Source organism: Nostoc sp., assembly GCF_036917095.1.
Classification (GTDB): domain Bacteria; phylum Cyanobacteriota; class Cyanobacteriia; order Cyanobacteriales; family Nostocaceae; genus Nostoc.
On record NZ_JBALFH010000016.1, the window covers coordinates 1 to 11,276 of the forward strand.

Below are 11,276 nucleotides of genomic sequence, written 5' to 3' on the forward strand. Positions count from 1 at the left end.
TCTAGATGCTGGTTTATCATTGTTCGTTCTTAGACATATATATGCCTCAGTATTATCTCTTAGTTTTTTTCAGAAATCAAATATGATTCCTATAGCATATAAAAAAACTAATTAATAACACAAATTCTATGCTTAATGAGACAACTAAAAAGCTTGTGGATGAAATTACAAAAAATTTGGCAGCAAGCAAAGAATCTATATCTTCTTCTTTTGGAGAATTGTTAAATTTATTAATTGATAAACTACAACTATCCCAAGATAAAAAGTTTGTATTTCTTTTACTAGGTAAAACAGGTGTTGGTAAATCTAGTACTGTTAATTCATTACTGAATCAGGAAATCGCTCCTGTAGGCAAATATGATGCTACAACAATGGAAGTTCAGGAATATGAGCATGAAATAAATGGTGTTAAATGTTCAATAATTGATACGCCTGGACTGTGTGATGATATCCCAGAAAAAGGAAATAATCAAAAGTATATAGAATTAATTCAAAATCAAGTAAAGCAAATAGATTTGCTTTGGTTTGTAACTCGTCTTGATGACTCAAGAGTTGGTGAGGATGAAAAGAAAGGTATACAAATTATTTCAGAAGCATTTACACCAAAAGTTTGGGAACATTCTTTAATCATTTTCACACGCGCTAATAAAGCTGACGATTATTTAGAAGAATTACGAGAAAGAACTAAGCGTATTAGAGATGAAATTGCAAAACATACAGGTTATGAAATTGCAAATAAAATCCCTTCAGTTGCTGTAGATAATAAAAGCCAAACAACACCAGATGGCAAAAGATGGTTAGAAGAATTATATACGCAAGTATTTATAACAATGTCTGAAAGAGGCGCTATTCCTTTTTTGATGGCAACCGCTCCTAGAATAAATAAAACTAATAGAGATCCCAACTGGAATTTTTATAATAAATCCAAATTTAAAAATGAAGATAAAGAAAATGAAAATCGTGAATTTAATGTTAATGATTTTATATTTAATGGCATACAAAAAGAATTAATTAAGAAAAAACTTATAGAGGTTATTCCAGCTTTAGCAGCGGCAGGTGCAAGTGCTGGAGCAGTAGTTGGTGGGCCAATCGGTGCTGCAATTGGTGGTGTAGTAGGCGCTGCTGTAGGAAGTATTTTTTACTTTTTTAGCTAAAACTAAATGACATCCTTTGCCATTCTGATGTACTACAACAACTGTACTTGTATCACCTTCTTCTAAACTATGTTCTAGAAGATCACTAGTCACAATATATAATATAGTTAAGATTTTACACAAGGATAGAACCATGACTGACGCTCAAAAGATGGTTCGCTTAAACTTAGATTTGTCACCTGAACTAAATCAGATATTAGACGAACTAGCAAATAAAATAGGCACAAATAAAGGTGATGTTCTGCGTCAGGCTATAACCTTGATGCAAATTATGGTTATAGCTAAAGAGGAAACCAAAAAATTAGGAGTTACAGAAGCAAATCAATTGATAGTGAATGAAATAATTGTCTCATCTGAACAGCAGCCAAAACCCCATGCATCAGAAGCTTTTTTAGAAACCTTTGGAAGCTGGGAAGATACACGCACCGCAGAAGAAATTGTTGATGAAATATATTCAAGTCGTACTATAAGCGATCGCAATTATAGCTTGTGAATTATTTACTCGACACTGATACGTGTATTTATTGGCTTAACGGTCGCCAGCCAGTCAGAGATAAATTATTAGCAGTCGGATGGGATGAAGTATGCATTTGTGTCATCACTGCTGCTGAATTGTATTATGGTGCATACAATTCTAATCGAGTTTCAGAAAACTTAGGTAATGCAGAAGACTTTATTCAAAATTTACCCGTCCTACCTTTAACCGATCCTGCTCTTAGAAAGTATGGTGAATTAAAAGCAGAACTCCGTAGAATAGGACAAACGATTGCTGAATTTGATTTACTAATTGCTAGTGTTGCACTTGCAGAAAACTACACTTTAGTAACAAACAATACTCGTCACTACGAACGCATCAACGGATTAAAACTGGAAAACTGGACTCTGCTTTAATAACTTAGTAAAAACATGCATATTAACACTGAAATTATTGCTATCTAAACAGCATGACAGATTTATCAAAAATAATTGCCAACAAAACCGAAAATCCACTAATTATCTCACCTGAAAATTTGCAGTCACAAGAAGATGTAGAACTTGAGCGAAAATTGCGAGAACTCAAGTTTAAACAAGAACTAAGAAAAGATTGGATTTTATTTATTGTCAGAGATGTAGTAATTTTTCCTGCCGCTATCCTTTTTATTTTTGCTGTCAGTGGTTATTCCCTATTTATTCATATTCATGGGTAACTTACTCTGACTACAATTTTTAATCAACCACAGAGGCGCAGAGTACACAGACAAAAGAGAAATGATAGAGTTCACAAAAGTAGAGCTTTGTTGGGTTGCGCTTTGCTTAACCCAACCTACAATTTTTCTTAACTGAACCGTATTGCAACCTATCTAGCTCAGTGCAATTACGTAACTAATTTTACAGACGACGAAGCCAACTTGTTAAAAGTAGACTCATCTTTATATCCACACAAATTTTGCTGGATATAAAGTAATTACCTGATGAAAATCATCTAAAAATATGGGGCTTTTAATATTTTCTGTTGCTTTAGTTGCCATTGTTGCTGTAATTATCATTAATGCTTACAACGATTTAGTTAAGTATCGCAATCGTTACAAAAATGCTTACTCTCAAATCGATGTTCAATTACAGCGCCGCTACGATCTAATTCCCAATTTGGTGGAAACTGCCAAAGGGTACATGAAACATGAGCGGGAAACTCTAGAAGCAGTTATTGCGGCTCGGAATTCTGCAATTAATGCTAGCAGTCGTGCCGTACAAAATCCCGGCGATCCCCAAGCGATGCAACAGTTGGGTAATGCTGAAGGGGCACTGACGGGTGCGTTAAGTCGGTTGATGGTACTTTCAGAATCTTATCCAGAATTGAAAGCCGATCGCGCCATGACTCAGGTAATGGAAGAATTATCTTCCACTGAAAACCGGATTGCTTTTGCCCGTCAGGCTTTTAATGACGCGGTGACACTTTACAACACCAAGAGCGAATCTTTCCCCAGCAACCTTGTGGCAAATACTTTTAACTTTACTGTTGCAGAATTGCTTGCTGAAGCGACTCCAGAAATAAGAAATGCTCCTCGCGTGTCTTTTTAGGTATCTATGAATTTCTTTGAACATCAGGATCGGGCACGCCAAAACACGCAACAATTAATTGGGTTATTTTCCCTGTCGATCGCAGTTATGATTATGGCGATTTATATTGCCACTTTATTTCTGTTCCGCATGGCTCCCCGTGTTTGGTGGCATCCAGGGTTATTTCTCTATGTAGCTGGGATTACAATAATTGCGATCGCAGTCGGAAGTTTATATAAAATTGCCTGCCTCCGGGAGGGCGGAAGCGTAATTGCCCAGGAGTTGGGGGGAAGACTGCTGATACGAGATATGGCGGATGAACAAGGGCGACAACTATTAAATATTGTCGAGGAAATGGCGATCGCTTCTGGTATTTCTGTCCCAGAAGTTTATCTCCTGGAAAGAGAAACCGGCATTAATGCCTTTGCTGCCGGATTTACGCCCAACGATGCTGTAATTGGAGTTACCCGTGGGACTTTACAACACCTGAACCGAGATGAGCTACAAGGAGTCATTGGCCACGAATTCAGCCATATTCTCAATGGAGATATGCGACTAAATTTGCGTTTGGTGGGACTACTGCACGGGATTTTGTTCATTTACTTAACCGGGGAATTGCTCTGGCGAATTCGCGATAGCTTCCGTTTAGGAAAGGAAGACAAGGGTTTACCTATCTGGGCTTTTGGTTTGGCACTAATGGCAATTGGCGGTATCGGATTACTTTGCGGACGCTTGATTAAAGCCGCCGTCTCTCGCCAACGCGAATTTCTCGCCGATGCTTCAGCTGTACAGTTCACTCGCAACCCTAACGGACTTAATGGAGTCTTCCAAAAACTCCAACAGATGGATTCACGCTTGATTTCGCCTGGTGCAGAAGCCGCTAGCCACATGTTTTTTGGCAATGCCCTCAACCCCTCTTTCTGGGAAAATATGTTTTCTACCCATCCACCTCTAGCAGAACGTATCCGTCGCGTTGGGGGTTTGAACGTCAGCAATTTAGCAGCAATGCCATCTCGCAATCAAATGCGTTCCCCTTCCCAGGAATCCTTAACGATGGGGTTTGCTGGTGGTTCCAACGCCACACCAGAACAGGTTATAAACCAAGTTGGAAGCGTCACACCAGAGCATTTTGCCCATGCTCAAGCGCTGTTATCGCAGTTACCAGAATCCCTGCGCTTGGGTGTACGGGAGCAGGAAAGTGCAATGGCGATCGCTTTTGCGCTAGCGTTAGATACGGAAAATCTCGAAATCCAACAACGTCAAATTGTTTGGTTACGCGAGGTGCAGCCTGCTGAGTTGGTAGAGAAAACCCTAGAATTAAGTAGCGAAATTAGCCAGTTAGACCCCAGTATTCGCTTGCCACTTGTAGATTTGACAGTACCCGTATTACGCCAAAATTCTGCCAAAGAATGCCAAAGGCTGTGCAAATGCGTCCACGGTTTAGCCGTAGCCACCGGAAGTTTATCACTATGGCATTTTGTGTTGCAGTTAATACTGTGGCATCGTCTCCAACCTAGTATAAATCCCACCTCGGCTACAACGGTAGAATTCACCTCCATCGAACAAATTTGGCCAGATAGTCTATTAGTACTGTCCGTAATTGCCCGCGTCGGACACTCACAACCCGATGCGTCTACCGAAGACATCGCCTATGCTTTTCGTTCTGGAGTTTTTCGACTTCCCAAAGCCGGAGAGCAAGAAAAACCAGACATGCCACTTAGCTGTAATTTTACTGAACTCAAGAAAAGTATCGATCGCCTCCGCCTTGCCAGTCCCAAACTCAAGCAAGCTATTGTTGATGCCTGCGCTCACACGGTACTATTGGATAACAAAGTTACACATTCTGAAGCAGATTTACTCAGAGCGATCGCCATGACGCTAGATTGTCCAATCCCCCCATTTTTAAACCCTCAGCGTGGCGTTTCAAAACAGAAACAATCTTCTCCAAAGCGAAGTTAATGTAACCAGTGAGACGCGATTACTTATAACTAAACAAAAAAAGTCCGCAAAAACGGACTTTTTCATTATTCTTTCTTGTAGTTGTAAATGGCTATTTACCAGGGAAATAACCTGTTACATTTTCATTTAATTTCCAAGCAATTGATTTACTTTCGTTTTCATGATGCTAGTATAAATAGTTATCTTGGTCAAATAGTATCATATTGTACAAAAAATATTGACATTGCCTACAAGTATTAACTTGCTTAAAAAGTTTAGACAAAATACCAGCATTCCAGAAATTTGATTGCTATATTAGATTAAACAACTATTCTGGCAAGGGTTGAAAAGCTGTGCGGGATGATTTACAGGGCTTGGAAATTAGTCAGGATGAACTGCAAAAGCTGACTAATTTGCCTGTCAAAGAGGAACTTTTAATCATTACAAATCCTCTGCGAAGATTAGTATATAGATATATACAGAAAATTAAAAGTTCTGAAGGGGCAACTGTAGTTTTTATTGGATTTTCTACATTTGTTTTTATCTATATTTTGTTTGATATAATTATTAAAATTTTTGTTAATTGGATAACAATTCCATCTTGGATATTGTTAATTTTTTTAGGACTATGGATTGGTGGACTTACGCAAACTATTTTATATTTTATATGGAAAGCTAGAAATAAAATTGTCAGAAATAATATGACGAGTTCTCTGCAAATTCTGTTAAATGAGGTGAGTAGATATAATACTGTTATTAGAGTAATAAATATCAATGACCAAATAGAAGAAGCTGGTAATCCAGAAGTAGTTATAAAAGAAAGAGATGGTGTAATCGAAGCACTTAAACTCACAAAAAGTGATTTAGTTCGCGCTTTAAAGACAGAAAGGATTTTGAGAGAGAATAAGAGCTTTATCCTTAGCAACACAGAACTATTCGTCAATAATTTAGCAACTTTAACAGCCATGCAAGTAAATGAACAGGCTACTGAGCATGGAAGGTTGCTCAATGAAGCATTACAAATTGCATTAGATGTGCAACACGAAATGAAAAGATTACAGACTCAGCGTTAAAACAATTCGTAATGAGGCTCGTTCCGACGCTGTGCTATCGCTAACGTAATTAAGTTTTGTAATGGGGATTTAGAAAGCACTCCTGAATTCACTTAGCACTCAGTAAGAGTTGGAGAAGGCGTAGATGCTCATCTGCTGGGTGGGTTGGCTTCCAACCTACTCGCCAGATATCCTCAATGGCTTTTTCCATAATCCTTCCCACGGTTGCAATCCCCGGTCTAACATAAAGAATATCAAGAAAGCGATCGCTCATCAGCATGGACTGGAAAGAAGTCAGAGGTAACTGGGTAATCATTCCCCGAAATCCCATAGGTATCATTCATTTTTTAGGAGGTGCATTTGTCGCCACTGCACCGCACATCACTTATCGCTGGTTACTCGAACAACTGGCAAGTAAAGGTTATGTTGTAATTGCTACGCCTTTCGTTAATACATTGGATCATACTGCGATCGCAAAAACCGTGCTGTTAAACTTTGACCGCACTCTCGAACGCTTACAAGACTCTGGGGCATTACGCAAGCTTTACTACCCCATCTACGGCGTTGGACACAGTATGGGCTGTAAACTTCACTTGCTAATTGGTAGCCTCTTTAAAATTGAACGCGCAGGCAATATTCTAATATCCTTCAACAACTACGCCGCCAAAGAAGCTATCCCCCTAGTAGAACAGTTCAATTCTACTTTTGCGATCGAGTTTACTCCTTCACCGTTGGAAACTAACAAGCTTGTTCAAGAGAGCTACAATATCCGGCGCAATTTATTAATAAAATTTAGCAATGACACCATCGATCAATCAGCAGCTTTAACCAAAATCTTACAAGAACGTTTTGATGAGATGGTGACAACACAAATGTTACCAGGAACTCATACAACACCTCTAGGTCAAGACATTAAATGGCAAACTGGAACATCTTTCACCCCTTTTGATGCCTTAGGGCAATGGTTCAAGCAAGAAGCATACCGCGATTTGAACCAGCTAAAAAATACCATCCTCTTGTGGCTGAATCCTCTTGCACCCCCATAATATTTTATGACGTTAAAAAGCGATAACTTTCGATAGAAAAATATGAATAAGTTAGTAGTATTTCTGTCTTGAGACTACTAACTTATTAGCCCATATGGATTTTTATTTTTACAGCAAGTTATTAATGACTGTTTCTTACAACTTTCTATGTTTCAAATACTAATAATTGATGACGACTATTCAATAAAAATACTTTTGAAAAGGATGTTGGAAAAACAGGGTTATGAGGTAGTTACTGCCAGTAATGGCGAGGAAGGAATAGAGAAAGCACAGGTTTACCGACCAGCATTAATTATTTGTGATTGGATCATGCCGGGGTTAAATGGTCTGGAAGTTTGCCACCGCATTAAGACAGACCCCAAATTTTTTACCACATTCTTTATTTTATTAACATCCTTAGATTCCGTTGCCGATTGCGTCAAAGGTTTAGATGCTGGTGCTGATGATTTTATCTCCAAACCTATCGAGCATAATGAATTACAAGCACGGGTAAGAGCGGGATTACGCCTGCATCAATTGAGTAGAGATTTGCAGGCTCAAAAGTTGCTTTTAGAATCAGAAATGTCAGAAGCAGCAGAATATGTGCGATCGCTGCTGCCTGTTTCTATGACAGAACCCTTCAATATAAATTTCCGATTCATTCCCTCGCGGCAACTCGGCGGTGACTGTTTCGATTACTATTGGCTCGATGATGATTATCTGGCAATTTACTTGCTCGATACTGCCGGACATGGACTCAAAGCGACTCTTCCCTCTGTTTCAGTACTGAATCTGCTGCGTTCCCGTGCGCTCAAAGGTCTGGATTATTATCAACCGAGTGATGTATTGAAGGCTTTGAATGATACCTTTCAGATGAATTATCAAAATGACAAATACTTCACAATTTGGTATGGTGTTTACAACCGAATCAACCGCCAGTTAATTTATGCTAGTGCAGGTCATCCACCAGCAGTTTTAATAACCGGCGCATCTCCAAGGATGTCTGAAGTTAAACTCTTGAAAACCCCCGGTATGCCAGTTGGCATGTTTCCAGAGGCAAAATATGTTGATGGGTTTTGCAATATTGAAAAATTCAGTACCCTTTACATTTTTAGTGATGGCGCTTATGAAATCACTAAATCAGATGGCACACTTTGGAGTTTGGATGCTTTTATTCAGCTACTAGTTAGCTTACAAGATCCTGCTAATTGCCAACTCGATCGCGTCCTTAGTTATTTAATCGCTCTGAACTCCAAAGATGCTTTTGATGATGATTTATCTATTTTGCAAATTAATTTTGATTAATTAATTGTTTGAGATTAAAACTTGATTAAATGCATCTTGGCTGGGAAATATTTCAAATACTTTATCCATATTTGTCAGTTCAAATAATATCCTGACTTGCTCATTAATTGAGCAGAGAACAAGCTTGCTATCCGCTGCTCGTAAGGTTTTGAAAGCTAATACTAAAGCTCCCAAACCTGAACTATCCATAAACGTAACATCTTGAAAATCAACTAACACAATTTTTGCACCAATTCCTAAAATATCGGTAATATTTTGGCGAAATTCTTGTGAAGTTGTGGCGTTTAAATTTCCGCTGAGTTTAATAACTTTTACTTGTTCTTTCATAATTGGTCACTCTGATTTGTGTAAATGATGCTCTGTTTTCGTTAGTATATCCCAATCATAGATCATTTAAAAAATGCTTACCACATAGCAAATAAGCAATTATTAACCTAGAATGCGTTCTAAGTCGTTTTAAATAAGCCAGTATAAATTATCAAATAATTATTTTTAATTTGAGAAAAACTAATTATTAATTTATAATTACAGTCTTGATGCTAATAAGTCACTGACTACAAATAAGTATCATGATGATTATCAACAGTAAGGAGTGAAAAGTGGCCGTATCAAGTAGATTAAGAGTAGCGATCGCTCTTGAAACCTATAAAAAACATAATTACCATAATTCTTTAACCATAAAGTTTTATTTACATACTTGAAATAAGTCATGCAGGAATTGACAAACTCTAGCTAAAAGGTTTAGTTTTAGCACTGCTAGACTCAATACTAAGGTTCTCTGAGGTTATTACCTCTACTGTTGTAGTATTCCCAATGTTTGTTATTGCTCAACAGGATCGCTGATTTTCCAGGAGAGCAATGCTTGTGCTAGCTAAATGACTTGCGCGATCGTTTAGCGCCAAAAAATCGGGTGAAGCGCCCACTTACTTCTGTTAAGGGACTTTGCTGATTTTAATTTTCACATAACTTAGATATAAACAGGCGATGTCTACGATGGTCACTAAGTTTGCTGTACCCCTACGGGGAAGCAAGCTACGCGCAGCGTCTCGTAGAGAAGTACGGGCTACGCCTACGCATAAAATCAATCGTGCTATGGAAAGTAGCTCCCCCTAGACTAAAACCCCAACTTCTTGAAGAAGCTAGGGTTCTGATTGATTGAAGCTAACCGAAAAGAAAAAGTAAAATAGTAACCTACTTCAATACTGCTCGGTTAAGGATTTTTAACTCGGAATTGGGTTTGGGGAAAAGGTTAAAGGGTAAAGGTTAAAGGTTTTTTCTTTCCCCTTTCCCCTTCCCCCTTAACCGACAAGTATTGTAACCTACTTCTGCTTAAACTCAACTGTAAATACATTTTATTTTTGCTGAAGTGCAAACTTCATCTCTGTCAACTCTAATTCTCCTTCAGATGTCGCCAATATCAAATTAATACCAAAAGTTCCTGTAGTTAAATAATTAGTTTTAGGGATTTGATTGGTCAAATTAAACTTGGTAGCACTTGTATAATTTTTTGATAAAACGGGCAGTTTTTTATCACCACTTGCACCACCTATTGAAATTAATGAGATACTTACAGTTGCTGGTGCTTTTTTGACTTCACCTTTAAAAGTTAAAGGCACAAGCCTAACTTGCTTTTGGGCATTAGAAGTATTGATTCTAACGATACATCTAGCCCTCGGTGATTGGGCGTTTACAGTTATTTTAGATGCAAGTTTAAACTCACTTTTTTTGGGATCAAAACTTATCTTACATCCATCACTTACAGAAAACTGTGGCTGGTTTGCTTGTGAAGTAGCAACGGTAGATGAATTGGTATCATAACAACCCAACGAAAACAAGCATATTAGTATGGAAAAAATACGCTTAGAACTTAATTTCAACATAATATACTCTCCATAAATAGGAATTTTCAATACTAAAATTTTTAGAGAATACCGCAGGTTATTAAGCAATATCTGGAACTAGCTAATTCGAGAAACTGAAGAATCAGCAGTGTTCATTATTTTTTAGGCAATAGGATTTTATAAAAAATACTATTACCCTATTTTCAACCTACGGTGTGTGGGATTAAAGATTAGCTAAACAACAAATATTTTTGCTAAGACCATCATCTTCAATCCCACAAAAATAAGTAAATTAGCAAGGAGCTATATCGATATGAAGTTTCACATCCCCAGCATTGATATCGGCTGTATCAACAACAATAAAACTTCCTGGTGAGGATTGTGCAATCATATTAATACCTAGTTGTCCTTGCCCACCACATGAAGCAGATGCAACAGTAAGATTATCTTGTGCCTGAAAAAGAGGTTCGCTAGATGTAAATTTGGTAGTTGTAGGGGTAGCTTTAGATACACCAAGAGCACCACCAGTAAAGATATAGCTTCTGCTTAAGTTTGCACCTCCACTTCCTGAGCTAACTTCAGTACTTCCTTGGTACAGTATCTGTACATCTTGAACGTGGAAACCACTTGGAATAATCGTATCAACACGTAAAAGACATCTCTGACGCTTACCATTTTTTGCACTCATGTCTTTCAAGATAATCGATAAGGTTCTACCATCAGATCCAGCAAGCTGATCTTCAATACTGCATCCACCAGATCCTATTGCGTTTCCAAATTGAATACTAGGCGCTTCTTGAGCCAAAGCTTTGCTTACAATAACGTTCATGCTAAGAACTGTGGATACACACAATAATGCACTAACTTGTTTAAAGTTCATGTAGATTGTACTCCAATTTATTTGAATAAAAGAAACGAAGATAT

General features: G+C 37.9%; 13 protein-coding genes. 9 read left to right on the top strand and 4 right to left on the bottom strand.

Features of this window, described 5'->3' with window-relative positions; genetic code table 11:
- Positions 1-128 precede the first annotated feature (128 nt).
- From V7L01_RS07020 to V7L01_RS07050, 7 genes are all read left to right on the top strand, one after another.
- Entirely contained in the window at positions 129-1,154 is a 1,026-nt protein-coding gene (locus V7L01_RS07020; protein WP_335033198.1) for a GTPase, read from the top strand.
- Between the two features lie 133 nt (positions 1,155-1,287).
- Complete coding sequence (locus V7L01_RS07025) at positions 1,288-1,647, top strand: hypothetical protein (protein ID WP_335033200.1); 360 nt, start codon at positions 1,288-1,290, stop codon at positions 1,645-1,647.
- Complete coding sequence (locus tag V7L01_RS07030) at positions 1,644-2,045, top strand: type II toxin-antitoxin system VapC family toxin (protein ID WP_335033202.1); 402 nt, start codon at positions 1,644-1,646, stop codon at positions 2,043-2,045. The genes V7L01_RS07025 and V7L01_RS07030 overlap by 4 nt, the downstream gene beginning before the upstream one ends.
- A gap of 53 nt (positions 2,046-2,098) precedes the next feature.
- Positions 2,099-2,341, top strand: a complete 243-nt coding sequence (locus V7L01_RS07035) for a hypothetical protein (protein ID WP_335033203.1) — start codon at positions 2,099-2,101, stop codon at positions 2,339-2,341.
- Between the two features lie 283 nt (positions 2,342-2,624).
- Entirely contained in the window at positions 2,625-3,212 is a 588-nt protein-coding gene (locus V7L01_RS07040; protein WP_335033205.1) for a LemA family protein, read from the top strand.
- 6 nt (positions 3,213-3,218) lie between these two features.
- Positions 3,219-5,150, top strand: coding sequence for a M48 family metallopeptidase (locus V7L01_RS07045; RefSeq protein ID WP_335033207.1), 1,932 nt, complete (start codon positions 3,219-3,221; stop codon positions 5,148-5,150).
- A 332-nt stretch (positions 5,151-5,482) separates the two neighbouring features.
- Positions 5,483-6,202 carry a hypothetical protein gene (locus tag V7L01_RS07050; RefSeq protein WP_335033208.1) on the top strand — a complete coding sequence of 240 codons (720 nt, stop codon included), beginning with the start codon at positions 5,483-5,485 and terminating at the stop codon, positions 6,200-6,202.
- A gap of 88 nt (positions 6,203-6,290) precedes the next feature.
- On the opposite strand, the gene V7L01_RS07055 is transcribed toward V7L01_RS07050, so the two are convergent.
- Positions 6,291-6,455: a hypothetical protein gene (locus V7L01_RS07055; protein ID WP_335033209.1), complete on the bottom strand. Its 165-nt coding sequence runs from the start codon at positions 6,453-6,455 to the stop codon at positions 6,291-6,293.
- Positions 6,456-6,459: 4 nt separating this feature from the next.
- Here V7L01_RS07055 and V7L01_RS07060 point away from each other — a divergent pair, with 4 nt between their 5' ends.
- Positions 6,460-7,227, top strand: coding sequence for a DUF1350 family protein (locus V7L01_RS07060; protein ID WP_335033210.1), 768 nt, complete (start codon positions 6,460-6,462; stop codon positions 7,225-7,227).
- Between the two features lie 147 nt (positions 7,228-7,374).
- The gene (locus tag V7L01_RS07065; protein ID WP_335033212.1) at positions 7,375-8,511 is read left to right on the top strand and encodes a PP2C family protein-serine/threonine phosphatase; all 1,137 of its coding nucleotides are present in this window, start codon (positions 7,375-7,377) and stop codon (positions 8,509-8,511) included.
- Here V7L01_RS07065 and V7L01_RS07070 read toward each other — a convergent pair whose 3' ends face one another.
- From V7L01_RS07070 to V7L01_RS07080, 3 genes are all read right to left on the bottom strand, one after another.
- Complete coding sequence (locus tag V7L01_RS07070; protein ID WP_335033213.1) at positions 8,512-8,838, bottom strand: STAS domain-containing protein; 327 nt, start codon at positions 8,836-8,838, stop codon at positions 8,512-8,514.
- Between the two features lie 1,025 nt (positions 8,839-9,863).
- Entirely contained in the window at positions 9,864-10,391 is a 528-nt protein-coding gene (locus V7L01_RS07075) for a hypothetical protein (RefSeq protein WP_335033215.1), read from the bottom strand.
- Between the two features lie 253 nt (positions 10,392-10,644).
- Positions 10,645-11,232, bottom strand: coding sequence for a DUF4360 domain-containing protein (locus tag V7L01_RS07080; protein WP_335033217.1), 588 nt, complete (start codon positions 11,230-11,232; stop codon positions 10,645-10,647).
- Between the last annotated feature and the right edge of the window lie 44 nt (positions 11,233-11,276).

What these genes read in the sequence shown, in the direction of transcription:
- V7L01_RS07020 (WP_335033198.1), top strand. Translation starts at nt 129, where the DNA reads ATGCTTAATGAGACAACTAAAAAGCTTGTGGATGAAATTACAAAAAAT.
- V7L01_RS07025 (WP_335033200.1), top strand. Translation starts at nt 1,288, where the DNA reads ATGACTGACGCTCAAAAGATGGTTCGCTTAAACTTAGATTTGTCACCT.
- V7L01_RS07035 (WP_335033203.1), top strand. Translation starts at nt 2,099, where the DNA reads ATGACAGATTTATCAAAAATAATTGCCAACAAAACCGAAAATCCACTA.
- V7L01_RS07040 (WP_335033205.1), top strand. Translation starts at nt 2,625, where the DNA reads ATGGGGCTTTTAATATTTTCTGTTGCTTTAGTTGCCATTGTTGCTGTA.
- V7L01_RS07045 (WP_335033207.1), top strand. Translation starts at nt 3,219, where the DNA reads ATGAATTTCTTTGAACATCAGGATCGGGCACGCCAAAACACGCAACAA.
- V7L01_RS07055 (WP_335033209.1), bottom strand. Translation starts at nt 6,455, where the DNA reads ATGAGCGATCGCTTTCTTGATATTCTTTATGTTAGACCGGGGATTGCA.
- V7L01_RS07060 (WP_335033210.1), top strand. Translation starts at nt 6,460, where the DNA reads ATGGACTGGAAAGAAGTCAGAGGTAACTGGGTAATCATTCCCCGAAAT.
- V7L01_RS07065 (WP_335033212.1), top strand. Translation starts at nt 7,375, where the DNA reads ATGTTTCAAATACTAATAATTGATGACGACTATTCAATAAAAATACTT.
- V7L01_RS07070 (WP_335033213.1), bottom strand. Translation starts at nt 8,838, where the DNA reads ATGAAAGAACAAGTAAAAGTTATTAAACTCAGCGGAAATTTAAACGCC.
- V7L01_RS07075 (WP_335033215.1), bottom strand. Translation starts at nt 10,391, where the DNA reads ATGTTGAAATTAAGTTCTAAGCGTATTTTTTCCATACTAATATGCTTG.
- V7L01_RS07080 (WP_335033217.1), bottom strand. Translation starts at nt 11,232, where the DNA reads ATGAACTTTAAACAAGTTAGTGCATTATTGTGTGTATCCACAGTTCTT.